A 26,150-nucleotide genomic window follows, 5' to 3' on the forward strand; every position below is an offset into this window, starting at 1 on the left:
GCCTGCGCGTCGACCGCTCTTGCAGACAGGACGAAGCGACTTTGGACCAGCTTGATATCATACGGTATTTCGCCGCCCTGATCTTGGTGTTGGGCCTTTTAGGCGGATTCGCAGTGGTCGCCAGACGCGCGGGCTGGATGGGACCGATGCCGATGCTGGACCGCTGGTCCACGCCGACGCGCAAGCGCCGCCTGTCCATCACGGAGACCTTGATGCTCGATCCGCGCCGCAAGGTGGTGATCGTGCGCGTGGACGACGCCGAACATGTGCTGCTTCTCGGCGCAGAGCGCGAGCAGGTGCTCGACCGCGCGCCCGCAAAAGAAGAGCCTGTGTTTGAACCGGTCGCGCCGGATACCGTCGACACGGATGCCGAAAACCCCGGCGCCTCCGTCACACGGCTGGGGCAGAGCCAATGAAGGCGGCGCGCTGGATCTATCCGGTCGTCCTGATCGCTCTGGCCTTGGGCGCTGCGTTGATCGGCGCGCCGGACGCCCATGCTGCGGCCGGGCCGGGCCTGTCGATTTCTCTGGGCGGCAATGACACGGCGCTGACCGAGCGCGTCCTGCAGATGATCGCGCTTTTGACGGTGCTGAGCCTGGCGCCGTCCATCCTGATCATGACCACCAGCTTCATCCGGATCGTGGTGGTGTTGTCGCTGCTGCGTACCGCGATCGGCCTGCAGCAAAGCCCGCCGAACGCCGTGCTGATCTCGCTATCGCTGTTTCTGACCGCCTTCATCATGTCGCCGGTTTTCACCCAGGCCTATCAGGACGGCGTGGAGCCGCTCCTGAACGGCCAGATCAGCAATCAGGAAGCCTTCACCGCCGCCGCACAGCCGGTGAAAGCTTTCATGCTCGCCCATACCCGGGAAGAAGATCTGGGGCTGTTCTTGAACATTTCCGGCGAAGAGCCTGAAACCCCGGAAGCCACGCCGGTCTATGTGGTGGCGCCCGCCTTCATGATTTCAGAATTGAGGCGCGCCTTCGAGATCGGCTTTCTGCTGTTCATCCCCTTCCTGATCATCGACCTGGTAGTGGCCAGCATCCTGATGTCCATGGGCATGATGATGCTGCCGCCCGTGATCATCTCACTGCCGTTCAAGCTGATCTTCTTCGTGCTGGTGGATGGCTGGACCCTGGTGATCGGCTCGCTGGTGCAAAGCTTCGAGCGAATGCCGCCCGGCGGCTGATCAGCTTTCAGGACCTGAAGGTTCGTCATAGCGGCCGAACCCCGCCATCAGCGCATCACTGCGCTGGACGTTGGCGATCTGCCCGACCAGAGAACTCAGGCGGCTGTCGCCCGGCGCCACAGAGCGGTTGGCCACGGTGCTGAAGGCGGCGGCGTGTTCGGTCTCACCCATCTGCCGACCATAGCGCGCAACAAGACGGTCCATGCCCGCCTCGTCCGGCACCAGCGCATAGGCGATCAGGGCGCGCAGCACATCATGGGCTTCTGCTGAGGTGAGCGCCCGGTCAGAGCGCCAGCGATCGCCCAGAAGCGCTTCCATCAGGCGCCCGGCTTCTGACCAGTTGCGCCCTTCCCAGGCGATGTCCGCCCGCAAGCGATCCGCTTCAGGTCCCTGATCATAGGCGATCAGCTCCAGCGCATGTTCGGTGCGGCCCAGCGCCGCCAGCGCGCGCGCCTGCAGGACGCGCCGTTCGTCAACCAGATCATTGGGCAGCCCGGCGATCCGGGTGCTGTCGAGCGCCCGCAGCGCGTCCGCTGGACGATTATCGATCAGATAGACCCGCGCCAGATCGGCGGCGACTTGCGCGCGCGCCAGAGAGGTCATGGTGATCCGGCGCTCAAACACCTGGTGCGCCAGAAGCTCGGACGCCGGCTCCAGCAGATCCACCTCCACCAGCCGGGCGGCGATACGGCGCGCCATGCGCAGCCCGTCCGGCCCTGGCGGCGTCAGGTCCTGATGCTCGTACCAGAGCGCCAGCGCCTCCATCGGGTCCATCCGGTCGCCCTGCCCGTTCAGGAAGATGTCGCGGAACAGGGTTTCCAGCCGCACGCTCAACCGTCGCGCTTCGGGCGTATTGGAAAAGCGCGAGAGCGCATTGGACATGGTGTTCAGCGCTTCGGGGAAACGGCCCGCATCCGCATAGACCTCGCCGAGCATGGTGGAGGCTTCCACTTCCACGTCGTCACCCCGCCAGCGAAACCGCAGGCTTTCAAGGGTTTCAACCGCCTCGTCCGGCGCCACACGATCATTGGCGAACTCCAGCCGGACTTTTTCCAGCAAGGCTCGCGCCCGCGCCGGACGCCAGTCCGAACGGCTCAGCTCATCATAAAGCGCGATGGCCTGATCAATATCGCCGGATGCGGCGGCGAGCCCGGCCTCAACCATCGCCGCTTCCGTGCGCGCTTCCAGATCGAAATCTTCAGCCGCGACCACATTGAGCAAGGGCTCCACCGCGCCCAGATCATTGGTCTTCAGCACCGCCATGGCGTGCAACGCCGACAGGCGCGCGCGCCAGACCGGATCAAAGAAATAGATTGCCTCACGCCCCTGCTCGAACCGTCGGCGCGCCTGCGGCCAGTCCCCGAGCTGTGCGGAAACGGCGCCGCGCCAGGGTTGGGCCGCGGGATCATTGAGCAGAACAGGATGGGACAGATAGCGCTCTGCGTCTTCGTAGCGCCCGATCATATAGCTGGCGACGCCGCGCAAGGCGGCGACTTCCGGGCTGGCGTCCAGCGATGGGTTCTCCTCCACCGCCAGTTCAACCAGGCCCAGCCCTTCAGGCGCCAGCTGCCATCCCAGCTTGAAACGCGCCAGATTGAGAATCGCTGTGGGGTCGAGCTCTGACGCCCGGCGCTGCAGCACCACCATCGCATCGCGATAATCATCTTCACCGCGATACGCCGCCAGATCCAGAAAACCGGGCGTGACAGGCCGGTCCAGCGACCCGGACAGGCCGGGGCTGGCCGCCCGTGTCAGCGCCAGACCGCCGGGACGGCTGAGATCGGCGCCGCCTGCGCGTACAGAGAAAATCAGATCATCGGCCAGAGGCTGCAACGCCACGCCTTGAGTGGAGGGCAGCATGACCGCTTCCACATATTGACGCGGTGAAATCACCCCGTATTTCTCACCATCACTCGTCAGAACCAGAAGATCATCGCCCACAACAGGGTCAGTGACCGTGCGCACGCTGCGGGCGCCGTTGAAATTGAAGCGCAGGCGCGCGGGGCGGTTCACCCCCGTCTCGCGCGTCACGCGGATTGGCGCAGGCGGCTGGTCCACCGTTTCGCCAAAGGTCAGAACCCAGCTGGTCCCCACGGGCCGGACATCGGTCTGGGTAGAGCTCGGCGCCTCGATACGCAGGGCCGTATAGTCCGCCCCGCGCAGGACTTGATGCGTGCGAATATGGCGTCCGCCCAGCGCCGCCATCTCACCGACATCCAGCTCGGCGCTGGCGTCAAAAACCACCCAGATCGCCTGCCCCCGGCGGAACACGGCGGCGCCGGGCAGCGAGGCCCAGGGAATATTGAGCACCACATCGGTGCCGTTACGGCGCGCTTCCACCCGGACGATTCCGTCTTCAGGCACGGGATCAGGGCTCGCCTCGGCGTCAGGACGCGTCAAGACCGGCGCGTCCGGTTCGGTGGCGCTCAAAAGGGCGGCCTCAGCCCCCTCGTCTGTCGGGTCAGCGCTCTCAGCCGCGCTCGATGTCTGCGCCTCAATCTGATCGGCATAGTCTGACAGCGCCGCGAGAACCGACTCAGCGCCCCCCGACGCGCCCATGGAGACGTCAAACACGACCCGTCCCGGCTCATCAGACCAGACCCGCGCCTCGGCGCCCGGCCCCAGCAGGAAAGCCAGCGACAGGCTGTCAGCCCGGCGTTCCGTCACAGCATCGATGAAGCGCGGCGGCGCCGCGGTCAGCGGCGCCAGGTTCAGCTCGGCGGCGCGAGAAAAGGTCAGCACGGCCCGCCCGTCCGCCTGTTCCAGCGAATAAGTCACCGCCTCGGGCCATTGAAACACGATGCGCGAATATTCCGCCGCTTCGCCAATGCGCATATCCACTGGCAAAGCAGGCGGCGGCGCGGCCGCAGCGGCGGCGGCGGCCGCCGCCTGGGCCCGCGCCTGACGCGCGCGTTCAATTTGCGCCAGCTCATAGGGGCTGACCACATCCGCCAGCGGCGCTGCGCCGGGCGGCGCGACATCAATGGCGATGATGTTGTGAGAGACAGACACCCGGCTTTCGAGCGTCCGGTTCAGCGCCAGACGCAAGGTCCGACCATCGGGATCCAGACGCGCCATGGCGAAATAGTCCGGCGCGGCGGCGGTTATGGCGGAGACGTCCGCCTCGATCGGCTCGGACAACCGGGCCACCAGAACGGCGCCAGCGGCGACTTCCGCGTCCGCGCTCAGCCCCTCGCCTTCCATTTCAGGCAGGCTGATCTGAACGCGGGCGGTCTGGCCTTGCCGGGACACGTCAATCTGCGCCGGCGACTGAGCCCACGCAGACGCCGACAGCACGGCGCCCAGCGCCGCTCCGCCAAGAAGGGCGAGCCGCTTATCCTGCCGCTGCTTCAAGGCGGGCCTCCGCTTCCGCGGTGGTTTCAGGCGGTTCAGCGCGCATGCGCAGCATAAAGGTCAGCTCGGCGGCGAAGCCGGGCTCCATCTCCGCCATGACGCTGGCGAATTTACGCGCATTGGTGGTTTGCAGCTGTTCTGCGACCAGAAGCAGCGTCGTCTCGTCGGTCTCGCGCATGGACGTCAGAATGCGGGCCGCCGCATCAGGCTCGAGCTGGGAATAGACAGCGACAATGGCGTCCACTTGCTCTTGCCGGCGGTCGTCGAGCATGCCCAGCAGGCCGCGCACTTCATCGCGCAGGGCCTCAAGCTCGGTCACCCGGTCATCCACGCGCAGCTCCGCCACAGACAGCAGCTGCTCGCGCGTATCAAGCTCGGCTTCGCGCTGATCCAGCGTCCGCCGGCGTTCGGCCAGACGACGCTCCAGACCCAGCTGGGCCGTGGTGGGCGCCGCACGCGGCGCAGGCGCGGCGGAAGGGGGCGGCGCGGCGGGCGGCGCAGGACCTTCATCCACTTCTTCTGCAGGCTCGTCTCCGCCCTCATCGCCATGCCCGTCATCGGCTGGCGGCGCAGCCGCCGCCTCGGCGCGTTCGACAAACAGGGTGGAGACCTCATCCACGAGGGACAAGGACTTCAAGCCCAGCAACCCGCCTAGCACGACGGTCAGCAGCATGAGAGGACGAACGGATTTCATGGTCAGCGAAGCGCCTTCAGCGCATTCAGGCGACGGCGTGAGCGCGTGGCTTCGGGATCTTCATCCTCAGCGCGCGGCGACTCGCGCCGGGGACGCTGGGTCAGACGCTGGGCGCTCATATCGGCTTCCCCGGACAGAAAGCGCAGTTCATCCGCCAGCTTCTGCGCGCGCTCGGTCTCCTTGCGCAGGCTTTCTCCGCCATCGCGGCTCGCACGATCAAGCGCCCCAAGGGTGGCGCGAGCGCGCTCAACCGCGTCATTCAGGGCGGAGATCGTCCCCACAAGGCCATCCTGCCCGTTGCGCAGAGCGCGCAAGCGGCGATCCACGCGCCAGCACATGACGACCGCCATGGCCAAAAGGATGCAGACAAGAACTTCGAAAGCGAGACCGGCGAGCGTCATGAGAACCCCATCAAACTTTTCTTCGCCATCGCACTCAGCGGGCGATCCAGGCGAACCCCTATGTTGTGCCCGATTCGGCCCATATGACCGTGCGTCAGCGGAACATCATCACAGCGCAGCTCGATCAGGCCGTCTGGCCCCGCATCCAGCATCAAGGTGTCGCCGACCTTGAGATTCATCACTTCGCCCAAAGGCTTCTGCATCTCATCAAGGACCGCGCTCACCTCCATCTTGGTGGACCACAGTTCAGTGGCCAGGTGGCTTTCCCAGATATTGTCGCGGCCGAACTTCTCGCCCATGAACTGCTGCAGCAGCATTTTACGAATGGGTTCGAGCGTGGCGTACGGCAGCAAGAGCTCGATACGCCCGCCGCGGTCTTCCATGTCGATGCGCAGCTTGACGAGGATCGCCGCGTTCGCAGGCCGGGCGATGGCGGCGAAGCGCGGGTTGGTCTCGACCCGGTCGAGATCGAAATCCACCTCGGTCAACGGCGCGAACGCCTGACGGGCATCGGCCAGCACCACTTCGATCATCCGCTGGACCAGCGTGCGTTCGATGGTGGTGTAGGGCCGACCTTCCACGCGCATGGCCGAGGTGCCGCGCCGACCGCCCAGCAGAACGTCCACGATCGAATAGATCAGGTTGGAGTCCACCGTCAGCAGACCGTAGTTATCGAGCTGCTTGGCGCGGAACACCGCCAGGATCGCCGGAAGCGGGATCGAGTTGAGATAATCGCCGAAGCGGATGGACGAGATGTTGTCGAGACTCACTTCCACGTTGTCGGACGTGAAGTTACGCAGGCTCGTCGTCATCAGCCGCACCAGGCGGTCAAAGACGATCTCCAGCATCGGCAGGCGTTCATAGGACACCAGCGCCGAATTGATGATCGCCCGAATGCCCGAGCGCTCATTGGCGTCGTCGTCAGACACCGAGAACCCGAGAAGGGAGTCGATTTCTTCCTGATTGAGGATGCGTTCAGGGCCGGAAGACTGCTGGGCCGGCAGGAAGGTTTCACCATCCCCGTCGACCATGGCCTCCCATTCGGACGCCAGGTCGTCGCCGTCATCGCCCAAGGAGTCAAAGTCAGGCTGTTCGCCCGCAGCAGCGGCCTCCCATTCAGCCGCCATTGCATCCTGATCGATATCGTCGTCCAACGCAGGTCTCCGCTATTGCTGCATCACGAAACTGGGCAGCAGCACGCCGTCCACAGTCTTGGGGGCCAGCACCAGATTGGTGCGGCGGATCAACTCCATCCGAATGCGGTGTGATCCGGTCGAACCGTCAATGTCTTCGACCCGTAAAGCGCGAAAGAAATCCACATATTCGTCGCGCAACAGGATCTGAACGTCTTCTCGCGCCAGAAGCTCGGCCACATCATGGTCGGAATAGGCGAGCGCGATCTGCACTTCCAAAAGCACCGAACGGTTGTCCGGGCCGGACATGTCCACGATCAGCGGCTCTTCAAAGCGAAACAGCTCCGCGAGGTGCTCCTCGGTCGCGGCGGCGCCATGACCGTCCGCAGACGCTTCGCCGTGCTCCTCGCCGTGCTCGCCCTCGGCGACGACCTCTTCGTCACCGCCGCCCAGGAAAAACAAGGCGCCCGCCACCCCGGCCAGAATGACGAGGATCACAGGCAAGCCGATGAAAAGGATCATCTTCTTGAGGCCGCCCTTCTTGGCTTCCTCTTCGCCCTCTTCACCTTCGGCGCTCTCTTCGCGCGTTTCGTCTTCGGTGTCTTCAGCCATGTAGCTGATTCCCTCGCCTTACGGATTGGCCCAATTCCAACAACGATTAATCAGTGCTGCGGTTAACGATCCGTTTGGAAACGGCTTCGCTGGGCAGATTTTTCCCCTTTGTGAGGCTCGACAGGCAAGGCTGGCCGCCCAATACCGTTGTCCGTTCAACCGCATGTATATTTTTCAACACGTTAACCATGGCACGGTGTTTGCCATGAGTCTGGGGACGCTGCCAGAAGTCGCAGCAACCGCCTTCAGAAGGACGCCTGGCGATGGACAACACCATGCTGATCGGACTGACCCGCCAGCTGACCTTGCGTCGGCAGATGGATGTGGTCGCCAACAATATCGCCAACGCCAACACCCAGGGCTTCAAGGCCGAGCGCATGATGCTCGAGCCCGACACCTCGTATCGCGCCCGCCATCAAGACGGCCCCAACCGCGCCCAGTTCGTCGATGAATGGGCGATGGGCCGGGATTTCTCTCAGGGCTCGCTCACCAATACGGGTCGCCCGCTGGATCTGGCCTTGCAGGGCGACGGCTTCTTCATGGTGGAGATGGACGGCGTCGAGCGCTTCACCCGTGACGGCGCTTTCACCCTGAATCCTCTGGGCGAGCTGGTCGCCAGCGACGGCGCGCAAGTGCTGGACGCCGGCGGCGCACCGATCGTGCTGGACCCGACCGCCGGCCAGATCGTTATCGGCGAGACGGGCGAGATTACTCAAAACGGTCAGATCATCGCGCAAGTGGGCGTCGCCCAGTTCGCCGATCCGGGCCTGCTGACCAAGACCGGCGACAATCGCTACGCCGCGCCTGAAGACGCCGAGCGCGTGATCGAGGAGCTGCCGCAGATCAAGCAGGGGTTCCTGGAAAGCTCGAACGTGCGGCCCATGCTTGAAATCACCACCATGATGGAAGTGAGCCGCGCCTATGCGTCGGTCACCCGCATGATCAAAGACACCGACGAACTCAGCCGCAAGGCCATTGACCGCCTTGGTCGCCCATAACGCTCTATTCTGAAGGAGGCCGCAGTCATGCGCGCATTGTCCACCGCCGCCACCGGGATGGAAGCCCAGTCACTGGCCGTCGAGGTGATCTCTCACAACCTGGCCAACATGAACACGATCGCGTTCAAGCGTCAGCGCGCCGAGTTCGAAGACCTGCTCTACCAGACCGTCTCACAGCCCGGCGCCAACTCCTCGGACGCCGGCACCATCGTGCCGACGGGCGTTCAGGTGGGCCTGGGCGTCAACGCAGGGTCGGTCTATCGCATCGCCGAACAAGGCGGCCTGAGTGAAACCGGAAACAGCTATGATGTCGCGATCTCCGGATCCGGTTATTTTCGCGTCCAGATGCCTGACGGCAATGACGCCTACACCCGCGCCGGCAATTTCTCCCTGAGCCCCAACGGCGAGATCGTCACTGCGGACGGTTACTCGGTCATGCCGGGCATCGTGGTCCCCGCCGAGGCACGACAGGTGGTGATCAACACCCAAGGCCAGGTGCAGATCCTTCTGAACGGCCAGCCCGCCCCGCAAGTGGTGGGTCAGCTTGAGCTTGCGACCTTCCCCAATGAAGCCGGCCTTGAGCAGATCGGCGACAATCTGCTGCTGGAAAGCGCCGCGTCTGGCGCGCCCAATCTCGGCGCTCCAACCGATCCCGGTTTCGGTCAGGTGCGCCAGGGCTTTGTGGAAGTGTCCAATGTGGACGCCGTCACCGAGATCACGTCTCTCATCCAGGCCCAGCGCGCCTATGAGATGAACGCCCGGGTCATCACGGCCGCGGACGAGATGCTCGCAACCTCCTCCAATCTGCGCTGAGGAAAGGCTAAGCCATGCTTCGCACCCTCACTCTTATTCTGGCGCTCTCGACGGGCGCAGCGGCGGCGCAGGAGGTCAGCACGTCCGTGGTGCTCAAGGAGCGCCTGGTCAGCGCCGACGCCGTCATCACCCTGTCCGACCTGTTCGACATCACAGGCGAGGCGGGCGATGTCCAGCTCGCTCGCGCCCCGGCGCCGGGACGAGCGATTTCGCTGGACCCCGACTTTGTCCGTAACGCAGCGGCGCGCGAGGGTTTCCACTGGGCGAACGCCGGCGGCGTTTTGCGCGTCACCGTCGAGCGTGAAGCCCGCACGGTCAGCGCGTCCGATATTTCCGATCTGGTTCAGGAAGCGCTCTATGTGGAGACGGGCCACGCCTATGCGGTCAACCTCTCCAATATGCGCCAGGATCTGTTCGCGCCGGCTGACGCGCTGGGCGGGCCGGAACTGATCAGCTTTGATCATGACGCCAGCTCAAACCTGTTCCGCGCCCAGATCGCGGCGTATCCGGGCGGCGAGCCTCTCACCGTGGCGGGTCGGGCGCAACGGGTGACCAATGTGCCGGTGCTCAACCGCACCATTGCGCGCGGCGAGACCATCACCGCCGCAGATGTGGACTGGGTCCGCCTGCCTGAAAGTCAGGTGCGCGGTGAAATCCTGCTGGCTGAAGCCGATCTTGTCGGTATGTCCGCCAAGCGCGCCCTCAGCCCTGAGCGCCCCTTGCGCAGTTTTGACGTGGAGCCGCCCATTCTGGTGGCGCGCGGCGAGCTGGTGTCCCTGGTCTATCAGGTCGGGCCGCTGATGCTGAGCGCCCAGGCCCGCGCCCTGGAAAACGGCGGCGAAGGCCAGTTCATCCGTTTTCTGAACCTGCAATCAAACCGCACGGTCGAAGCCTGGGTGGAAGCCCCTGGCCGCGCCAGTGTCCTTGGCGGCCGCAGCGCCGCACGCCCCAGCGAGTCCTGAGCCATGATGTCCAAACGCTTTTTGATGTGTAGCGCCGTTATTCTGGGCGCCCTGTCTCTGACCGCCTGCGCGACCACAGACCGCTTGTCTTATGTGGGGCAAACCCCGCCCATGAACGATATCAATAACGCTGCAGCGCTGACCGGCCAGGCGGGCGCCAACGGCCCGACGGCGGGTCAGGCGGAAGCGGCGCGACTGGCCCGCGCCCGCGCCATCGCCGAGGCGCGGGCCCAGTCCGCCAATCCCAACTCGCTATGGCGCTCAACCAACTCCACCACCTTCTTCGGCGATCCGCGCGCCGCGCATGTGGGCGATATCCTGACGGTGAGCATCGACATCGCCGACAGCGCGACCGTCTCTAATCAGACCACGCGCTCGCGCACCACGTCTGAAGACTCAAACCTGACCAACTTCTTTGGCGGGGAAGCCGCGCTCAACCAGTTCTTCAATGACGCGGTCAATCCCGCCAGCCTCGCCAGCTTCGGGTCCGCCTCATCCACCCAGGGCGCAGGCAACATCAATCGCTCTGAAAGCATTTCGATGACCGCCGCCGCGATCGTGGTGGACGTGTTGTGGAACGGCAATCTGGTGATCCATGGCCGTCAGGAAGTGCGCATCAACAACGAAGTGCGCGAGCTGCTGATTTCCGGCATTGTCCGCCCTCAGGACATCGCGGCGGACAATACGATCGATCATGAACAGATCGCCGAAGCGCGCATCTCCTATGGCGGTCGCGGCCATATCACCGAAATGCAGCGCCCGCCCGTGGGTCAGGAGCTTTATAATCTCCTCTGGCCGTTCTAGGGCAAGCGCATGACCATGACGTTCACGCGGACCGAACATGCAGACGGCCGCGTTCTCAGCATTCACATGACGGGCGTGAACACAGCCGCGCAGAGCCTCGCCAATGCGCCGAAGCTTGGCCAACGCGTGCGTGAAACCGGCTATTCGGGCCTGATCATGAATTATCAGGGCTGCCGCTTCGATCACACGGTGGGCCAGTTCACCAAGGTCGCGGAAGCCCTGAGCGAGGCCCTCCCGGCGCATGTCCGGGTCGCCTATGTCTATGATGAAAGCAACCTCATGCACGCGGCCTACATCACGCGCCTGATGAAATCTGCGGGGTTTGTCACGCGGGCGTTCGGAGACTTTGACGAGGCCCTGTTGTTTGCGGCGAATGAGAAGGGTGAGTGACTCACAGTTCCAATCACACCCTCTCATTCGATTAAGAAAGCCGAAGCACTGATTGGGACATAGTGTAGAGCGCTTTTCGCTGCCTACAGGCCTCTCCCGGAATGAGAACGTACTCACTTGAACGCATCGAGCTGCCAGAAATCGGTGTGCTGCGGTATAATATCATCGGTTTGGAGACAAACGCCGAAACGGAACCCGGTTTGGTCGCGATCTGCCAGCGACTCGATGCAGAACCTCAGTGGACTGGCGTTCTGTTTGATCATAGCCAGTCACAGATCAGCTACACGCTGACGGAATTCAATCAGCGCGTAGAGTACGCCATCCGGCATTTCCCACGGCGCGTCAAACTCGCTTACGTCTACAATCCGCGAACGCTTGTAATCTCTGCGCGAACGACAAAAATGCTCAACGCAGCGGGAATAAACGCGCAAGCTTTCTCCAACGCTGAAGAAGCGCTCGCGTTTCTCAAAAGCAATGAAAGCTGGTCGCGTCAGGTCTAGACCTGACGCTGACGCCGTTAATTATCGCGGTGCACGCGCTCGGAGCGCTCATGGCGTTCCTGGGCTTCCAGGCTGAGCGTCGCCACCGGACGTGCATCCAGACGCGCCAGAGAGATCGGCTCGCCCGTTTCCTCGCAATATCCGTACTCGTCTTCTTCGATCCGGCGAATCGCAGCTTCTATCTTGGAGATCAGCTTGCGTTGGCGATCTCGCGCCCGCAGCTCCAGCGCACGGTCGGTTTCCGTCGACGCCCGATCTGCAATATCCGGCAGCGCGCCGATATCTTCTTGAAGATTAGATAGAGTTGAACGACTCTCACGAAGGATTTCATCCTTCCAAGCCAACAACTTCCGCCGGAAATATTCTTTCTGGCGTTCATTCATGAAGGGTTCGGACTCGCTGGGACGGTACCCCGTCGGCAGCTCGATGCTTGAATCCATAACACTCATGAGACCGTCTCCGTATGCAGCCCCCGCCGGCCTGAGCGCGGCGGAGAATATCGACCGTCAAGTTCAAGTCAATCTGCTCATACGGTTACAGAGCAAATTCAACAGGACGATGATGATGATGTGACGGTCGCATCGCCCCCTCAGGCAATGTGATCAGGCGCTTAACTTGGCCAATTCGACGGCGGCGCGAATTTCCACCTCATCCAGCGCAGCTTCCAGACGCGGATCATGGGTGGCGTCGCGTCGGGTTTGCAGCGTCTCCATGAGCTTGACCAGCGTATCTCGCGGCAGGACGCCATCCAGAAGCGCCAGTTTCAGATCGTCGAGGATGTCAAGAAGTGAGAAGGCCCGCTCGGTCGCCTGGCGCTTGGCGGTCAGGGCGTCGCCCGCCCCCTGGAGCGCCAGCAAGGCGTCAACAGATCCAATCGCAGACGCACCGCTCAGCGCTGACGCGGAGACTGACACGTTTGATGACGCAGCGCCCTCGGGCGAAAAACCTGAAGCTTTTGACGCTTCACCTTTGCGCTTGGCGCCAGACGCCCCTTGTACGGGCCGGGATGAATTGACCTTCATGATGCCCTTCGAGTCCTCTCAAAGCATGCGACAACTGTGCTTAATCAAACTTAATGAGTGCTTAAAGCGCTCACTCGGCAGGATTTGCCTTCGGTCCTTGCAATAAAGCGGCCCCGGCAAGGTTTTCCCAGATGCCGCTCATATATTTCAGTTATTTAGACCCCGTCAAACTGGCATGTTTCTCGCAATGAGACAGGTGTAGAAACCTGATCCGTCGGAGAACTCCGCCAGTATGACCCGCCTGTTAATCGCTTGCCTCACGCTTTTTTGCCTCGCAGCGCCGCTGGCCGAGGCCAATCCGCGAATCAAGGACATCGCGGATGTGGAAGGCGTTCGCGACAACCAGCTGGTGGGCTACGGCCTGGTGGTGGGTCTGGACGGCACCGGCGATACGCTGCGCAATGCGGTGTTCACCCGGCAGGCCCTCAACTCCATGCTGGAACGCTTCAACATCAATGTGCGTGAAGCCGATCTGCGTACCGGCAATGTGGCTGCGGTGATCGTCACCGCCGAGCTGCCGCCCTTCTCCATGCAAGGCTCGCGCGTCGACGTCACGGTGTCCGCACTGGGCGATTCAGACAGCCTTCAGGGCGGCGTGCTGATCGCCACCCCGCTGATGGCCGCCAATGGCGATGTCTACGCCGTGGCGCAAGGTTCGCTGGCTGTGGGCGGGTTCGCCGCTGAAGGCGACGGGGCCTCGATCACCCGCGGCGTGCCGACCAATGGACGGATCGCCAATGGCGGCGTCATCGAGCGTGAACTGGACTGGGACCTGGCCGGTCAGGCGCAAATCCGCCTGGCGCTGCGCAATCCCGATTTCACCACCGCGCGCCGCATGGCCCAGACCATCAACGCGTTTCTGGGCGCTGAAGCCGCCGCCGCGCAGAACCCCTCCACCGTTTCCCTGACCCGGCCGCTTTATTTTGAAGGCGACATGGTCGCCCTGATCGCCGAAGTCGAACAATTACGCGTCGAAACCGATATGCGCGCCCGCGTGGTGATCGACGAATCCACCGGCACCATCGTGATGGGTGAAGATGTGCGCGTCTCCACCGTCGCTATCGCGCAAGGCGGACTGACCATCACCGTCACCGAGAGCCCGCAAGTCAGCCAGGCTCTGCCGTTCGCGGATGGTGGTGAAACGGTGGAAGTCCCGCGCACCAATGTCAGCGTGGAAGAGGAATTGCGCGAAATGGGCGTGCTCAACGGCACGGTCAGCCTGCGCGAGCTCGTGGATGGTCTGAACGCCCTGGGCGTCAGCCCGCGCGACATGATCACCATCCTGCAAAGCATCAAGGCGGCCGGCGCGCTGCAAGCTGAAATCGAGGTGCTGTAATGGACGGATTGCTTGACGCCCAGATGCAGAACGCGCTGCTCGCAGCGCGCGGCCCTGCGTCCACATCCCGTTCGACCGCCGGCCAGACGCCAGACCAGATCCGCAAGACGGCGGAAGACTTCGAAGCGGTCTTCCTGTCCCAGATGATGGAGCAGATGCTGGGCGAGACCACCGAGTCGAGCTTTGGCGGCGGTCCGGGCGAGAACGCCTTCAAATCCATGCTCAATGAAGAATACGCCAAGGTGATGGCCAAGGCGGGCGGCATCGGTCTGGCCGATTCCGTCATGCGCGAAATGCTGGCCATGCAAGAACAAGGAGGCGCGTGATGACTGAACTGGCGGCTGCAAACCCGACCGAACGCGCCCAGGCGCTGATCCAGCTGACCGGTCGGCTGACGGAACTGCTCGATCAGGAAACCGAGCTGTTTGACGCTCACATGCCTCACAAGGCGGTCGAGTTTCAGGCCGAGAAGACCAAGCTCGCAACGCTCTATCGCACGGAAACCAAGCTGGCGAGCAAGGACCGCTCGCGCTTGAGCGGCGTTGATCCCGAGCTAAAGGCCAAACTGAAGATCTCAACCCGGGCCTTCGAAGACGCCCTGGCGCGCAATGGCGCTGCGGTTGAAGCGCTGAAAGTGCTGACTGAAGGCCTGGTCAAAGCCATCGCAGATGAAGCTGCGCGCCAGCAGCAGACTCAAGTCGGCTACGGCCCCGGCGTCAAATCAGGCAGCGTCTCCGCCCTCGCCTACAACCAGACGGTCTGATCTGAAGGTCATGCCAGAAAAAACCCCGGAGCCGCGCTCCGGGGTTTTTTGTATGTCGGGACCACAAGACCTTAGAATCTAGAACAGGCCCAGCGTACTGCCGCCGCCGCCATTCACAAGGCGATCCAGGCCCGCTTGATAGTTAGACACCTGGGCCGTCAGATAAGACGGAACCGTGCCGCCACGCTTGCCCGCCTGCGGGCCGTCCAGAAGCGCTTTCAGCGCCGGATCCGTGGTCAGGTCGCGGTAAGCGCGCTGGATCACCGATTGCGCCTTGGACAAGGCTTCCAGAGCTTTCGCGGCGCTGTCCTTGTCTGTGATCGACAGGGAGGTGGGCAGTTCCAGCGCAAAAATCTCGGGCGCGTCAGACGTGCTGTCCTTGTCCAGAAGCGACGCCTTGCCGATGATCGCGCCCTCGGGCAGACCCAATCCATTCAGCGCGTCACGACCGTCATCCCCGGCGAACAGCTCGATCTTCACGCCTTCCTTGGGCTTGATGCGCAACATGTCGCCATTGGCGGAGCGGCGCACGTCCGAATTGCCGTCCAGCACCAGCACAGCGTTCAGCTTGAAGGTCAGAGACCGCATGGTCTCGTCATCATCAATGGTGATTTTCTTTTTCCGGCCGCCATCCACGGAGATGAAGAAATGGTCGCCTTCGCGCACGCTCGAGCGCGCGGTGATCACGCGGCTGTCCGCATAGCGCACTTCGCCGGTGGGGAAGCCGAGCTTGTCGAGCGCATTATCGCCCGTAGGATCGACCACCACCGCATTGGCTTCCGCCAGGCCGCCCCGGCCAGACAATTGCTGGGTGAAAGTGACCGCGCCGCTGGTCGTGTCCAGACCCGCGACAAAGGCGTTGCGGGCGCCGTTCTGGGTCTGCCCCGGCAGCGCGCCAGAGGTCTTGCCCGCTATGTAGGCCACGCCATTGCTGACCGTCACAGAGGTTGCGGAATTGTCCTCCGCAGAGCCCAGGAAGGTGGTGAAATCGACGCTGGCGGTCGGACCGTCAGAGATTTTGACCAGCACGGCGTCACGGCCGCCGGCGTTCGCCTCGATCGGCGCACTGGGCGAGAAGGCTGCGCCCGCAGCGCCCGCCAGATAGATCGCCCCGTCATCAGCCACCGTGATCTCGCCGATACGGCCACCGTCCAGATCACCGAGATCAAGCGTCCAGACCGGCGCGCCGGTTCCGTCATCACCCGCTGCGTATTTGGTCAGCACAGCGCTGCCGTTCACTTCGCTGGCCACGATCAGCCCGCCATCCGCCGCTTGGGCGATGGATTTGGCGGTGTCATTCTCAGCGCTGGCGCCTGCGGCGCGCGTATACAGGATCGCGCCGTTTTCATCGAGCGCGCGCAAATACCCGTCCGTCTTGCCCGCATTGACCACGCCGCCCACCGGCGCGCTGGTCTGACCGGCCACATAGATCGTGCCGTCCGCGCCGACGCTCACTGCGGTCGCTTCATCATCCTTATTGCTGCCAAAGCGCTTGGTCCATTGCTCGACGCCGTCGGCGGAGAATTTGGAGACCAGGGAATCCGTGCCGCCCAACTCGGTCGTGTCGCCCAAAGCGCCCTCGACAGAGCCCGCCACCACGACATTGCCGTTGGCGTCCAGCGCGATAGAAGCGCCTTCCGCCGTGCCGCCCGCGCCCAGTGTGCGCGCCCAGACCTGTTTGCCGGTCGTGTCATAGCGCATCAGGATCAGATCCTGCTCGCCCTTGATCGACTGCCCGGCCAAACCGTTTTCAGCGTAGCCGACCACATAGAGGCCGCCATCCGCACCTTGCACGGAATCCAGAATGCGCAGCGGATTGGAGTCCGTTTTGGTGCGGGTTTCGGTTTCACCCTCTTCCCCGCCCGGCACGGCCACATCAGACGTGGTCACGCTGCCATCCGCGTCGATGCGACGCATGAACGCGGCGTCGCCGCCATTGGCGATATCGACATATTTCGTCAGCTGGCCGCCCGCACCCTCGGTATCGCCAGACACGCCGGCCATATAGACCGCCGGATTGCCGGTCGCAGGCGCAAAGCTCAGGGTCTCGGTCAGAATACCCTTGATCTTGAATCCGAAATTATCGCCGGGAATGATCCCGTTCTCGTCTTCCTCGCCGATCTTCACCCGCTCGATCCGGCTGAGCATGCCAGCGTTTTCAAGCTCGGTGTTGATGAAAGCGGCGACATTGTCGAGCGTGCGCGGGGTCGCGCCCATATTGGCCAGATCAATGGCCACAGGCGTGGTCGCGCCGGACTTCTTCACGCTGATGGTGAAGGAGACATCACCCTGAAACCCGTCCACTTCAGCATCAAAAGCGCCAGAGTGAACGATGGGCGTCACATATTCAGAGATGCCGCGGGAGATCGCCAGGCTGCTTTCCGCCTTGGACAATTCCTCGCCTTTCAGCACCGTCACCCCTTCAAGGGAGAGATCGCCGAAGAAACTGTTGAGCTGGTTCAGGCCTTCCTGAAAACGACGGTCGAGAAAATCGCGACGGCTGTCCAGCGTGCCCTTTTCAGCGGCTTCCGAACCCAGAGCCTGCAAGCGGCGCAGCCCCTGATACATGGCGAAAAGCTGTTTCTCGTCCTCGCCCACATCCAGGCTGGCGAAATCACCGAGCTTCTTGTCAAAGAAGACGCCGTCCGCCAGCGCGCTGCGCTTGAGAACGTCGAGCGCTTCGATCTCGCCGCGCGCATCCCAGGGCGGCAGAACATCACTGGAGGAAGACCGGTTGGGATTTTGGGCATTGGACGCAGACTGGGAGAACGCTGTCGTGCGTGACAGCGCCGTTGCATTCTGCGCGCCATACCAGGCGCTGAGAAGATTGGACGAAATGACCATGGCCTTCGGCCCGAACCCTTAAAGCTCGATACACCTTTTGCATCGACTCGCAGACTAGCGCTCGACCTGCAAACAAACCGTTAGGATTTAAGGTGAACGAACCGCCAAGCTTTCAAGCGGCGAAGGGAAACCGCATGGGCCGCGTTTCAACGCTGGCGCGCTCTGGCGAAACCAGTCGGGCATAATCGACACGGTCGGCGTTCAGCTCACTCAGATCAGGGCGCCGCAAGCATAACGCCGCCATCTCGGCCGCGGTCGCCGTCAGGGCTTTGTCGCCCAGCTCTGCAAACATCGCCTGCAGAAAAGCGGCGTCCTCGGGCGTCTCCAGCATCCAGCGCAAATGCTCCAGCCCGCCGCCGGGGCCCGTCAGATTGGCGCGGGTGAGATCGGGATTGCGTCGCATCCAGCCCGTCACCGAGCGCCGCTCGGCCAGCGTGTCCGCCTTGCGATCCGCTTCGTCGAGCAACAGGGCGGAAAAGGCCTCGCAATCCAGCCCGTGCGGGAAGCGCGCCGGCATGGTGTTGGACGCGTAATCGGCGCGCGCATCCGTCAACAAGGCCAACACGCCGCCAGCAATGACAGGGTCAATCACCGGGCACTGGCTGGTGAGCCGCACCACGATGGATGCGCCAGCCTCGCGCGCCGCCTGCGCCACAAGCCCCAAGGGATCCGCGGCAGGTCCGCGCACCACCATGACGGCGCAATCGCACGCCTCTTCAGCGATCAGATCATGGTCACGATCATCGGGGACGGCGCAGACCACCATATCAACGCCCGGGATGTGGCGGGCGCGCTCAAGCCCGCACGCCAGGGCGGACCGATCACCGAGATAGACAAGCTCGCGATCCGCAAGGGCGCTGGGTCCGCTGCCGGCCTGAACGATCACAGTCGCGCCCATCATGTCCCCCGAGGCTGGAAAGCTGTCGCCCTCTTCGAATCCGAGTATGGATTTACCGCGCCTAACGGGCCGTTAACCGACACCGCGGATCGTGGCGTCAAGAATGTGTCCATGACCCATGGAAAGTCATCTAGATGAGCCAGCCCCCAAAGACCTCGAAAACCGCGGACGATGATGTCAACCGCCTGTTTCTGGGGCGAGATTTTCGTAGCCCGCGGATTGATCTGAATGGCAAGACCATCCTGATCACCGGCGGAACGGGGTCGTTTGGCCATCATTTCGTCCAGACCGTGATCAACGAATACAAGCCCAAAAAGCTGATCGTGTTCTCGCGCGACGAACTCAAACAGTACGAGATGGCGCAGCGCTTCAGCCCGGAAGAGCACCGCTTCATGCGCTACTTCATCGGCGATGTGCGCGATGAGGGCCGACTGGACATGGCGATGCGCGGGGTCGACGTGGTGGTCCACGCCGCCGCGCTCAAGCATGTGCCGATTGCGGAATACAATCCGTTTGAATGCATGCGCACCAATGTGTTCGGCGCGGAAAATGTGGTGCGCGCGGCCATCAAGCGCGGGGTGCAGCATGTGTGCGCCCTGTCGACGGACAAGGCCGCCAGCCCGATCAATCTGTATGGCGCCTCCAAGCTGGCGTCCGACAAGATCTTCACCGCCGCCCAGCATATGGGCGGCGAGGACGGGCCGACCTTCTCGGTCGTGCGGTATGGCAATGTGGTCGGCTCGCGCGGCTCGGTCGTGCCGTTCTTCAAGAAGCTTGTCGCTGAGGGCGCGGACCATCTGCCCATCACCGATCCGCGCATGACCCGGTTCTGGATCACCCTGGAACAGGGCGTGAATTTCGTCTTGTCCGCGCTGGAAATGGCCAAGGGCGGCGAAGTCTTCGTGCCGAAGATTCCGTCCATGAGCACGGTGGATCTGGCGCGCTCGATCGCGCCTAACCTGCCCCACAAGATGGTGGGTATCCGCCCCGGCGAGAAATTGCACGAAGTCATGGTGCCCGAGGATGATTCTCGCTCCACGGTGGAGCTGGAGGATCGCTATGTGATCTTGCCGCACAGTTCCGAACGGCTGCGCGCGGAATGGTTCGCCGACGGCGCCGTACCGGTCCCAGAAGGGTTTGAGTATCAGTCTGACTCCAATCCCGAACGTCTGGATGCCCGCACGCTCCAGAACATTCTCAATGAAAAACTTGCCCTGAAGGCCTGATCCATGACCCATGATCCCGTGAACACCTGGTCGGGCGAGTTCGGCGACGAATACACCCAGCGCTGCAGCCCCGAAGAGTTCCGCATCCGCGCCCGCACCCGTCTGTGGTCGCGCTGGCTGGACGCCTTCGGGACGCGCGAGCCCCAGACCATTTGCGAGGTTGGCTGCAATCTGGGCCTGAACCAGCGCGCGCTTCAACGCCTCAGCGATGCTGAATTGTTCGCGGTGGAGCCCAATGACAGCGCGCGCGAAACCCTGATCAAGGATGGCGTGCTGCCTGAGAGTCATATCCGTGCGGGCCGGGGCGAGGATTTGCCCTTTGACGATTCAAGCATGGATCTGGTGTTCACCAACGGCGTTCTGATCCACGTCCACCCCGACAATCTCGGCCAGGTGGCCGACGAGATGTATCGCGTCTCCAAGCGCTTCATCCTGGTCTCGGAATACTTCAATCCCGACCCGGTCGAGCTCGTCTATCGCGGCATGACCGACCATTTGTGGAAGCGCGACTTCGCCGGCTTCTTCCTGGATCGCTTCAAGGGTCTGGAAGTGGTGGCGGACGGGTTCAGCTGGAAGCGCACCAGCAATCTGGACAACCCGACCTGGGCGTTGATGGAAAAACGGCCCGCCTAGAGCCCCAAAACCGCTTTCAAGGCTGAAACCACGCGCGCCGGATCATCATCAGACATCGCCGGATAGAGCGGCAAGGACAGCGTGCGCGCATAGTGACGCTCGGCGCCCGGCAAGGTCTGCTCGCCATACAACGCTTTATAATACGGGTGATGATGAACCGGGATGTAGTGAACCTGCGTTCCGATCCCCTGATCTTTCAGGGCCGTCATGACATCGGCGCGACTCTGGCCCGCAGCGCAAAAATCAATCCGTACATTATACAGATGGCGGCAGGGATCGACGCCTGCGCGCCCTGCCGGCGACTGCACCAGCGGCGCCAACTCTGACAGGGCCGCATCATAAACGGACGCCAACAGACGACGGCGCTGCGCAAAACGCGAGAGCTTGTTGAGCTGGGACAATCCCAGCGCCGCGTTGATGTCGGGCATGCGGTAATTCCAGCCCAACGCCTGCATTTCATACCACCAGGGTTCTGTCGCCCCCTCCGCGCGTTCAAACCGGTCCGGCTCACGCACAACGCCATGAGACCGCGCATGGGCGACCCGGTCGGCGATCTCAGGGTTTTGCGTGGTGACCATGCCCCCTTCCCCGCACGCCAGCGTCTTGACCGGATGAAACGAGAAGACCGCAGCATCCGAATACGGGCACGCCCCAACAGGCGCGCCTGTCTCATCCAGACTGCCCACAGCGTGAGACGCGTCCTCAACGACTGACAGGCCATGATCGTGCGCCAGTGCGCTGAGCGCGGGCATGTCGCAGGCAACGCCCGCCAGATGGACCGGCGCGATCAGGCGCGCCCGCCCCTGGGACCGCTGCAGCGCCTCGGCCAGGGTCTCAGGCGACATCAGGCCTGTCTCGGGGTCCACATCCGCAATCACCACATCCGCGCCGCAATACCGGGCGGCGTTGGCGGTCGCGACAAAAGTCAGCGCCGGAACGATGGCGCAATCGCCCGGCCCCAGCCCCAGGGCGTCATAGGCGAGATGCAGCCCCGCCGTCGCCGAATGGCAGCTGAGCGCATGGGGCGCCGAGACGGCCTGCGCGAACGCCGCCTCAAAGGCGTCGACCCTTGGGCCGGTGGTCAGGAAGTCAGAGGTCAGACAAGCGGTGACCGCAGCGATGTCGTCATCGTCGATCCATTGCCGACCATATGGCAAAAACCCGTCGCTCATGCATCCGCTCCCTGAGTTTACCCGACACTGTGCTGAGTCCGCGCCCCGCTGAAAACAACAAACCGCCCGACATCGGGAGAAGTCGGACGGTTCGCCGTGGTGGTGATGTCGGAACGGGGTTAGCCGTTGAAGAGGTTCAGAATGATCTGAGGTTCAGAGTTGGCGATCGAAAGCGCCTGCACCCCGAGTTGCTGTTTCACCTGCAAGGCCTGCAAGCGCGCAGATTCCTTAGCCAGATCCGCGTCCACAAGATTGCCCACGCCTTCGGTCAGACTGTCTTCGAGTTTGCCGACAAAAGTCCGGTGCGCTTCCATCTTCTTGAGGTCAGACCCCAGATTGGCCAGAGCCTGGTTGACGTTGTCGAGGCTCGCCTGGATGGCGCTGACCACATTGCCGGCCAGGGTCACGGTGCCAAGGCTGGAATTGTTTGTCAGGGTGATGATCGAGCCGGAAACAGACAGGTTCTGCCCTTCCAGCGTGACGGAGCGCGTCGCGTCCGCATCCGCCAGGAAGGCGATGCCGTTCGTCAGCGAGCCGTTCAACAGGTTCGCGCCGTCAAACTCTGCGTTGGTCAGGATGACTTTCACCTGATCCAGCAACTCTTTGTAGTCGCTGTCATAGGCCTGACGCGAGAAGGTGTCGATGGAAGGATCAAGCGCGGCTGTGGCTTTCTCGCGCATCTGGATCAGCAGGTCAGAGATGGACTCGCCGGCCGCAATCGCCACATCGCCGATGGAGACGGCGCGGTCGAGCGAGGATTTGACGGAGCCCAGTGCGCCAATGTCGGACCGCATGCCTTGCGCCACCGCATAGACGGAGGAGTTATCCTTCGCCCCTGTCACACGCAGGCCGGTGTTGATCCGGCTCTGGACGCCCTGAATGTCCTCATTGGTCTTGTTGAGGTTTTGCAGCGCGATCATCGCTGAGGTGTTGGTATGGACGCTGAGCGCCATTGGTCTTCTCCCGATTGCATAACTGCGCCGCATTCGACGGCCGCTCAGCAGTATCAGGAGCAATCAGCGGGCCAATCAGGCCAGATCGCCGAAAAATGATTTAAAACATGTATTTGTACAAAAACGGCAAAGTTCGCCAGGGCCCGCAGACCTCTGGACGTGGTTAATTATTGCCGCTGCAAGCGGTCAAATCTGCCGAGAGGTCAAACACGCTCGTCAACGACGCCGCCCTGCTGATCTTTCAGAAACGCGACCAGATCCATGTACTTTTCCGGCGGCCATTGACGCATGACTTCACCGGTTTCCGGATCGAAAAGCTTGTAGATGAACTGACCGCTCTCTTCTTCGCGATCAATCTGAAGCCGGGTCCGCAAACTGGCGTTGACGCGCTCACGCATGGCCTCGATACGCTCAAGGTCAGCGGATTTCTGCACGACGGCCGCGCCTTTTTCAGCGACGGACTTGTCGGTTTCTTCACCGCCGATTTGACCGCGTTTCGCCATGCCGGCGACGGCTTTCTCGGATTGATCGGGCTCCGGGGCGACGCCCTGGGCGTTTGTAACCGGTATGATGTTGCCGATGTTCATATCCTTTTCGTCGACGCTTTGGCGGCGTCGGCGCCTCCTACTTTCTCCCTTGCTCCGTCAGTCATGGTCATCTGGGAAAACTGGCCGGGGAGGAACCCCACGTAACGCCCCGGCCAATTCCGCTATGGATTACCGGAAGTAACCCAGGATCGAGCTCGGCGCAGAGTTTGCGATCGAAAGCGCCTGCGTACCCAGCTGCTGCTTGACCTGCAGCGACTGGAGACGGGCGGATTCTTTCGCGAGATCCGCGTCGACCAGATTGCCGATGCCTTTTTCAAGAGCGTCAGACAGTTTGCCCACAAAGCTTTTGTGAACTTCCAGAGACTTCGAACCGGTGCCCAACTTGGCCAGAGCCGTGTTGAGGTTGTCCAGCGAAGTTTCGATGGTGGCCACCAGGCCGGACGCCGCAGCCGCCGTGGTGAACGACGCCGTCGCCGCCACAGTGACATTGGTGCCGCCCAGCGACATCACTTCCTGACCGATATCCAGGGTGTTGGAGCCGTCAGCATTGGCCAGAGCCGAGATGCCGCCGGTCTGGGTGCCGTTGATCAGGTTGGTGCCGTTGAACTCGGCGTTATCGACAATGGTGCCGATCTGGTCGCGCAGCGCTTTGAAATCTTCGTTCAGAGCGTTACGAGACGCCGTATCGAGCGAGGTGTCCGCGCCAGCCAGCGCTTTTTCCTTCATCTCGATCAGCAGATCAGAGATCGCTTCACCCGCGGCCAGGGCCACGTCCACGGTCGATTGCGCCAGGTCCAGGGACGTGCCCACAGCGTTGTAGCCCGCCACGTCGGCACGCATCGACTGGGCGATGGCGAACACGCCGCCATTGTCCTTGGCCGAGCTGATCGCCAGGCCAGTGTTGATGCGCTGTTGAACCTGCTGCAGATCTTTATTGGTCTGGTTCAGGTTCTGCAGGGCGATCATCGCCCCAGGATTAGTATTGATCGTCGCCATTTCTTGGCTCCTTCAAATTTTCCGTTTCTACGGTTACGACACGCTTTTTGCGCATCACTCTTCGAAGGGGTCCCCATTTTCTATGGAGCCCCCTTCGAAACTTTAAGAGTTACCGGAAGTAACCCAGGATCGAGCTCGGAGCCGAGTTGGCGATCGAGAGCGCCTGAGTACCCAGCTGCTGCTTGACCTGCAGGGACTGCAGGCGAGCAGATTCTTTGGCCAGATCCGCGTCGACCAGGTTGCCGATGCCTCTTTCGAGCGCATCAGACAGCTTGTTGACGAAGGTGCCGTGGATCTCGAGGGACTTCGAACCCGTACCCAGGCGCGCCAGGGAGGAGTTCAGATTGTCCAAGGAGGTCTCGATGGCGGACACGGCCGCATTGGCCAGCGTCGTGGTGTTGATCTGGGAACCGGCGGTCAAAGTGATCGTGGTGCCGGTCAGGCTCAGATCTTCTGCAGCAATGGTGATGGTGTTGGAGCCATCAGCGTTCGCCAGAGCCGAGATCGCGGTGGCGCCGTTCTCGATGAGATTGGTGCCATTGAACTCAGCGTTGGCCACAATGGTGCCGATCTGGTCGCGCAGCGCCGTGAAGTCTTCGTTCAGGGCATTGCGGGACGCCGTGTCCAGAGACGTATCGGCAGAGGCCAGGGCTTTCTCTTTCATCTCCACCAGGAGATCAGAGATCGCCTCGCCGGCGGCCAGGGCCACGTCCGTGGTGGACGTCGCCAGGTCCAGCGATTGATTGACGGCCTTGTAGCCCGCCACGTCGGCACGCATCGACTGGGCGATAGCGAACACGCCGCCATTGTCCTTGGCCGAGCTGACAGCCAGGCCAGTGTTGATGCGCTGTTGAACCTGTTGCAGATCTTTGTTGGTCTGGTTCAGGTTCTGCAGGGCGATCATTGCGCCCGGGTTGGTATTGATCGTCGCCATTTCTTGGCTCCTTCAAGTTCCGTTTCTACGGTTGAGACGCGCTTTTTGCGCGCCAAGGCTCCGGCGACGGCTCCATTTTCTATGAAGCCCTCGCCGAATCTTGGGGTGAATTACCGGAAGTAACTCAGGATCGAGCTCGGCGCGGAGTTCGCGATCGAAAGCGCCTGGGTGCCCAACTGCTGCTTGACCTGCAGCGACTGGAGACGGGCGGATTCTTTCGCCAGGTCCGCGTCGACCAGGTTGCCGATGCCTCTTTCAAGCGCATCAGACAGCTTGGTCACGAAGGTGGAGTGGATTTCCAGCGACTTGGAGCCGGTGCCCAGGCGCGCCAGAGCGGAGTTCAGATTGTCCAGACCCGCTTCAATCGCAGCCACAGCGGTGCTGGCGGCGGCGACAGTGGAGATGGATGAGCCGACGCCGATCGACAGCGTGCCGCCCGTCAGGCTCAGATCTTCAGCACCGATGGTGATGGTGTTGGAGCCGTCAGAGTTGGCCAAAGCCGTGATGTCCGCTGCGCCATTACCAATCAGATTGGTGCCGTTGAACTCGGCGTTGGCCACGATGGTGCCGATCTGATCGCGCAGTGCGGTGAAATCCTCGTTCAGGGCGTTGCGAGACGCCGTATCCAGCGACGCATCCGTAGACGCGAGCGCTTTCTCTTTCATTTCGATCATCAGATCTGAAATGGCTTCGCCAGCCGCCAGCGCGACATCGACAGTCGATTGCGCAAGGTCCAGCGATTGCGACACGGCGTTATAGCCAGCCACATCGGCACGCATGGATTGAGCGATAGCAAAGACGCCGCCATTGTCCTTGGCGGAGGAGATAGCAAGACCCGTATTGATACGTTGTTGGACCTGCTGCAGGTCCATGTTGGTCTTGTTGAGGTTCTGCAGGGCGATCATTGCGCCCGGATTGGTATTGATCGTCGCCATTTCTTGGCTCCTTTAACGTTTCTACGTTTGATGTGACGCG

At 62.4% G+C, this 26,150-nt stretch carries 28 protein-coding genes; 13 read left to right on the top strand and 15 right to left on the bottom strand.

What is annotated here, in order from left to right; translation table 11 throughout:
- The first annotated feature begins 41 nt into the window (after positions 1-41).
- The gene (locus G405_RS14795) at positions 42-416 is read left to right on the top strand and encodes a flagellar biosynthetic protein FliO (RefSeq protein WP_022699964.1); all 375 of its coding nucleotides are present in this window, start codon (positions 42-44) and stop codon (positions 414-416) included.
- Entirely contained in the window at positions 413-1,189 is a 777-nt protein-coding gene (fliP, locus tag G405_RS14800) for a flagellar type III secretion system pore protein FliP (protein WP_022699965.1), read from the top strand. The genes G405_RS14795 and fliP overlap by 4 nt, the downstream gene beginning before the upstream one ends.
- On the opposite strand, the gene G405_RS0102735 is transcribed toward fliP, so the two are convergent.
- The 5 genes from G405_RS0102735 to G405_RS0102755 form a co-directional block, all read right to left on the bottom strand.
- On the bottom strand, positions 1,190-4,543 hold the full coding sequence (locus tag G405_RS0102735; protein ID WP_022699966.1) for a tetratricopeptide repeat protein: 3,354 nt from the start codon (positions 4,541-4,543) through the stop codon (positions 1,190-1,192). It abuts the gene before it with no gap.
- The gene (locus G405_RS0102740; RefSeq protein WP_022699967.1) at positions 4,524-5,237 is read right to left on the bottom strand and encodes a MotE family protein; all 714 of its coding nucleotides are present in this window, start codon (positions 5,235-5,237) and stop codon (positions 4,524-4,526) included. Before G405_RS0102740 ends, G405_RS0102735 begins: the two co-directional genes overlap by 20 nt.
- A 2-nt stretch (positions 5,238-5,239) precedes the next feature.
- Positions 5,240-5,638 (bottom strand): DUF6468 domain-containing protein, encoded by a 399-nt coding sequence (locus G405_RS0102745; RefSeq protein WP_022699968.1) that lies wholly within the window; start codon positions 5,636-5,638, stop codon positions 5,240-5,242.
- A complete protein-coding gene (fliM, locus tag G405_RS0102750) occupies positions 5,635-6,669 on the bottom strand; it encodes a flagellar motor switch protein FliM (protein ID WP_375550199.1) in 1,035 nt (344 codons plus the stop codon). The genes G405_RS0102745 and fliM overlap by 4 nt, the downstream gene beginning before the upstream one ends.
- 135 nt (positions 6,670-6,804) lie before the next feature.
- Positions 6,805-7,383, bottom strand: coding sequence for a flagellar basal body-associated FliL family protein (locus G405_RS0102755; protein ID WP_022699970.1), 579 nt, complete (start codon positions 7,381-7,383; stop codon positions 6,805-6,807).
- Between the two features lie 263 nt (positions 7,384-7,646).
- Between G405_RS0102755 and flgF the strand changes: the two genes are divergently transcribed.
- The 6 genes from flgF (at position 7,647) to G405_RS0102785 (ending at position 11,850) form a co-directional block, all read left to right on the top strand.
- Positions 7,647-8,381 carry a flagellar basal-body rod protein FlgF gene (gene flgF, locus G405_RS0102760; protein ID WP_022699971.1) on the top strand — a complete coding sequence of 245 codons (735 nt, stop codon included), beginning with the start codon at positions 7,647-7,649 and terminating at the stop codon, positions 8,379-8,381.
- Between the two features lie 27 nt (positions 8,382-8,408).
- On the top strand, positions 8,409-9,194 hold the full coding sequence (gene flgG / locus G405_RS0102765; protein ID WP_022699972.1) for a flagellar basal-body rod protein FlgG: 786 nt from the start codon (positions 8,409-8,411) through the stop codon (positions 9,192-9,194).
- Positions 9,195-9,208: 14 nt separating this feature from the next.
- Positions 9,209-10,156, top strand: a complete 948-nt coding sequence (flgA, locus tag G405_RS0102770) for a flagellar basal body P-ring formation chaperone FlgA (protein ID WP_022699973.1) — start codon at positions 9,209-9,211, stop codon at positions 10,154-10,156.
- A gap of 3 nt (positions 10,157-10,159) precedes the next feature.
- Positions 10,160-10,960, top strand: coding sequence for a flagellar basal body L-ring protein FlgH (gene flgH, locus G405_RS0102775; RefSeq protein WP_022699974.1), 801 nt, complete (start codon positions 10,160-10,162; stop codon positions 10,958-10,960).
- Positions 10,961-10,969: 9 nt separating this feature from the next.
- Positions 10,970-11,350, top strand: coding sequence for a hypothetical protein (locus G405_RS0102780; protein WP_022699975.1), 381 nt, complete (start codon positions 10,970-10,972; stop codon positions 11,348-11,350).
- 101 nt (positions 11,351-11,451) lie between these two features.
- Entirely contained in the window at positions 11,452-11,850 is a 399-nt protein-coding gene (locus G405_RS0102785; RefSeq protein ID WP_022699976.1) for a hypothetical protein, read from the top strand.
- Positions 11,851-11,867: 17 nt separating this feature from the next.
- Here the strand turns inward: G405_RS0102785 and dksA are convergent, their stop codons facing one another.
- Positions 11,868-12,290 carry an RNA polymerase-binding protein DksA gene (gene dksA, locus G405_RS0102790; protein WP_022699977.1) on the bottom strand — a complete coding sequence of 141 codons (423 nt, stop codon included), beginning with the start codon at positions 12,288-12,290 and terminating at the stop codon, positions 11,868-11,870.
- Positions 12,291-12,452: 162 nt separating this feature from the next.
- Positions 12,453-12,872: a flagellar assembly protein FliX gene (locus G405_RS0102795; RefSeq protein ID WP_022699978.1), complete on the bottom strand. Its 420-nt coding sequence runs from the start codon at positions 12,870-12,872 to the stop codon at positions 12,453-12,455.
- 232 nt (positions 12,873-13,104) lie between these two features.
- Here G405_RS0102795 and G405_RS0102800 point away from each other — a divergent pair, with 232 nt between their 5' ends.
- From G405_RS0102800 to G405_RS0102810, 3 genes are read left to right on the top strand one after another with little or no spacing between them, the layout of a single operon-like run.
- Positions 13,105-14,208, top strand: a complete 1,104-nt coding sequence (locus G405_RS0102800; RefSeq protein ID WP_022699979.1) for a flagellar basal body P-ring protein FlgI — start codon at positions 13,105-13,107, stop codon at positions 14,206-14,208.
- Positions 14,208-14,534 (top strand): rod-binding protein, encoded by a 327-nt coding sequence (locus G405_RS0102805; protein WP_022699980.1) that lies wholly within the window; start codon positions 14,208-14,210, stop codon positions 14,532-14,534. Before G405_RS0102800 ends, G405_RS0102805 begins: the two co-directional genes overlap by 1 nt.
- Positions 14,534-14,971 (top strand): hypothetical protein, encoded by a 438-nt coding sequence (locus G405_RS0102810; RefSeq protein WP_022699981.1) that lies wholly within the window; start codon positions 14,534-14,536, stop codon positions 14,969-14,971. The genes G405_RS0102805 and G405_RS0102810 overlap by 1 nt, the downstream gene beginning before the upstream one ends.
- Before the next feature lie 78 nt (positions 14,972-15,049).
- Here G405_RS0102810 and G405_RS0102815 read toward each other — a convergent pair whose 3' ends face one another.
- Together G405_RS0102815 and G405_RS0102820 are read right to left on the bottom strand one after the other, a co-directional pair.
- Entirely contained in the window at positions 15,050-17,815 is a 2,766-nt protein-coding gene (locus G405_RS0102815) for a PQQ-binding-like beta-propeller repeat protein (protein ID WP_022699982.1), read from the bottom strand.
- 112 nt (positions 17,816-17,927) lie between these two features.
- Positions 17,928-18,713: a glycosyltransferase family protein gene (locus G405_RS0102820; RefSeq protein ID WP_028284486.1), complete on the bottom strand. Its 786-nt coding sequence runs from the start codon at positions 18,711-18,713 to the stop codon at positions 17,928-17,930.
- A gap of 134 nt (positions 18,714-18,847) precedes the next feature.
- Here G405_RS0102820 and pseB point away from each other — a divergent pair, with 134 nt between their 5' ends.
- Together pseB and G405_RS0102830 are read left to right on the top strand one after the other, a co-directional pair.
- Complete coding sequence (gene pseB, locus G405_RS0102825; RefSeq protein ID WP_022699984.1) at positions 18,848-19,939, top strand: UDP-N-acetylglucosamine 4,6-dehydratase (inverting); 1,092 nt, start codon at positions 18,848-18,850, stop codon at positions 19,937-19,939.
- A gap of 3 nt (positions 19,940-19,942) precedes the next feature.
- Complete coding sequence (locus tag G405_RS0102830) at positions 19,943-20,572, top strand: pseudaminic acid biosynthesis-associated methylase (RefSeq protein WP_022699985.1); 630 nt, start codon at positions 19,943-19,945, stop codon at positions 20,570-20,572.
- On the opposite strand, the gene pseC is transcribed toward G405_RS0102830, so the two are convergent.
- The 6 genes from pseC to G405_RS0102860 form a co-directional block, all read right to left on the bottom strand.
- Complete coding sequence (pseC, locus tag G405_RS0102835; protein WP_022699986.1) at positions 20,569-21,744, bottom strand: UDP-4-amino-4,6-dideoxy-N-acetyl-beta-L-altrosamine transaminase; 1,176 nt, start codon at positions 21,742-21,744, stop codon at positions 20,569-20,571. The two genes, G405_RS0102830 and pseC, sit on opposite strands and share 4 nt — an antisense overlap.
- A gap of 119 nt (positions 21,745-21,863) precedes the next feature.
- A complete protein-coding gene (locus G405_RS0102840; RefSeq protein WP_022699987.1) occupies positions 21,864-22,697 on the bottom strand; it encodes a flagellin in 834 nt (277 codons plus the stop codon).
- A gap of 203 nt (positions 22,698-22,900) precedes the next feature.
- Positions 22,901-23,284 carry a flagellar protein FlaG gene (locus G405_RS0102845; RefSeq protein ID WP_022699988.1) on the bottom strand — a complete coding sequence of 128 codons (384 nt, stop codon included), beginning with the start codon at positions 23,282-23,284 and terminating at the stop codon, positions 22,901-22,903.
- Positions 23,285-23,413: 129 nt separating this feature from the next.
- Positions 23,414-24,241 (bottom strand): flagellin, encoded by an 828-nt coding sequence (locus G405_RS0102850; RefSeq protein ID WP_022699989.1) that lies wholly within the window; start codon positions 24,239-24,241, stop codon positions 23,414-23,416.
- 109 nt (positions 24,242-24,350) lie between these two features.
- The gene (locus G405_RS0102855; protein ID WP_022699990.1) at positions 24,351-25,175 is read right to left on the bottom strand and encodes a flagellin; all 825 of its coding nucleotides are present in this window, start codon (positions 25,173-25,175) and stop codon (positions 24,351-24,353) included.
- A gap of 110 nt (positions 25,176-25,285) precedes the next feature.
- Entirely contained in the window at positions 25,286-26,110 is an 825-nt protein-coding gene (locus G405_RS0102860) for a flagellin (RefSeq protein WP_022699991.1), read from the bottom strand.
- Positions 26,111-26,150: the final 40 nt, after the last annotated feature.

Source organism: Oceanicaulis alexandrii DSM 11625, assembly GCF_000420265.1.
GTDB classification, from domain to species: Bacteria; Pseudomonadota; Alphaproteobacteria; order Caulobacterales; family Maricaulaceae; genus Oceanicaulis; species Oceanicaulis alexandrii.

What these genes read in the sequence shown, in the direction of transcription:
- fliP (WP_022699965.1), top strand. Translation starts at nt 413, where the DNA reads ATGAAGGCGGCGCGCTGGATCTATCCGGTCGTCCTGATCGCTCTGGCC.
- G405_RS0102740 (WP_022699967.1), bottom strand. Translation starts at nt 5,237, where the DNA reads ATGAAATCCGTTCGTCCTCTCATGCTGCTGACCGTCGTGCTAGGCGGG.
- G405_RS0102745 (WP_022699968.1), bottom strand. Translation starts at nt 5,638, where the DNA reads ATGACGCTCGCCGGTCTCGCTTTCGAAGTTCTTGTCTGCATCCTTTTG.
- fliM (WP_375550199.1), bottom strand. Translation starts at nt 6,669, where the DNA reads ATGGTCGACGGGGATGGTGAAACCTTCCTGCCGGCCCAGCAGTCTTCC.
- G405_RS0102755 (WP_022699970.1), bottom strand. Translation starts at nt 7,383, where the DNA reads ATGGCTGAAGACACCGAAGACGAAACGCGCGAAGAGAGCGCCGAAGGT.
- flgF (WP_022699971.1), top strand. Translation starts at nt 7,647, where the DNA reads ATGGACAACACCATGCTGATCGGACTGACCCGCCAGCTGACCTTGCGT.
- flgG (WP_022699972.1), top strand. Translation starts at nt 8,409, where the DNA reads ATGCGCGCATTGTCCACCGCCGCCACCGGGATGGAAGCCCAGTCACTG.
- flgA (WP_022699973.1), top strand. Translation starts at nt 9,209, where the DNA reads ATGCTTCGCACCCTCACTCTTATTCTGGCGCTCTCGACGGGCGCAGCG.
- flgH (WP_022699974.1), top strand. Translation starts at nt 10,160, where the DNA reads ATGATGTCCAAACGCTTTTTGATGTGTAGCGCCGTTATTCTGGGCGCC.
- G405_RS0102780 (WP_022699975.1), top strand. Translation starts at nt 10,970, where the DNA reads ATGACCATGACGTTCACGCGGACCGAACATGCAGACGGCCGCGTTCTC.
- G405_RS0102785 (WP_022699976.1), top strand. Translation starts at nt 11,452, where the DNA reads ATGAGAACGTACTCACTTGAACGCATCGAGCTGCCAGAAATCGGTGTG.
- dksA (WP_022699977.1), bottom strand. Translation starts at nt 12,290, where the DNA reads ATGGATTCAAGCATCGAGCTGCCGACGGGGTACCGTCCCAGCGAGTCC.
- G405_RS0102795 (WP_022699978.1), bottom strand. Translation starts at nt 12,872, where the DNA reads ATGAAGGTCAATTCATCCCGGCCCGTACAAGGGGCGTCTGGCGCCAAG.
- G405_RS0102800 (WP_022699979.1), top strand. Translation starts at nt 13,105, where the DNA reads ATGACCCGCCTGTTAATCGCTTGCCTCACGCTTTTTTGCCTCGCAGCG.
- G405_RS0102805 (WP_022699980.1), top strand. Translation starts at nt 14,208, where the DNA reads ATGGACGGATTGCTTGACGCCCAGATGCAGAACGCGCTGCTCGCAGCG.
- G405_RS0102810 (WP_022699981.1), top strand. Translation starts at nt 14,534, where the DNA reads ATGACTGAACTGGCGGCTGCAAACCCGACCGAACGCGCCCAGGCGCTG.
- G405_RS0102815 (WP_022699982.1), bottom strand. Translation starts at nt 17,815, where the DNA reads ATGGTCATTTCGTCCAATCTTCTCAGCGCCTGGTATGGCGCGCAGAAT.
- G405_RS0102820 (WP_028284486.1), bottom strand. Translation starts at nt 18,713, where the DNA reads ATGGGCGCGACTGTGATCGTTCAGGCCGGCAGCGGACCCAGCGCCCTT.
- pseB (WP_022699984.1), top strand. Translation starts at nt 18,848, where the DNA reads ATGAGCCAGCCCCCAAAGACCTCGAAAACCGCGGACGATGATGTCAAC.
- G405_RS0102830 (WP_022699985.1), top strand. Translation starts at nt 19,943, where the DNA reads ATGACCCATGATCCCGTGAACACCTGGTCGGGCGAGTTCGGCGACGAA.
- pseC (WP_022699986.1), bottom strand. Translation starts at nt 21,744, where the DNA reads ATGAGCGACGGGTTTTTGCCATATGGTCGGCAATGGATCGACGATGAC.
- G405_RS0102840 (WP_022699987.1), bottom strand. Translation starts at nt 22,697, where the DNA reads ATGGCGCTCAGCGTCCATACCAACACCTCAGCGATGATCGCGCTGCAA.
- G405_RS0102845 (WP_022699988.1), bottom strand. Translation starts at nt 23,284, where the DNA reads ATGAACATCGGCAACATCATACCGGTTACAAACGCCCAGGGCGTCGCC.
- G405_RS0102850 (WP_022699989.1), bottom strand. Translation starts at nt 24,241, where the DNA reads ATGGCGACGATCAATACTAATCCTGGGGCGATGATCGCCCTGCAGAAC.
- G405_RS0102855 (WP_022699990.1), bottom strand. Translation starts at nt 25,175, where the DNA reads ATGGCGACGATCAATACCAACCCGGGCGCAATGATCGCCCTGCAGAAC.
- G405_RS0102860 (WP_022699991.1), bottom strand. Translation starts at nt 26,110, where the DNA reads ATGGCGACGATCAATACCAATCCGGGCGCAATGATCGCCCTGCAGAAC.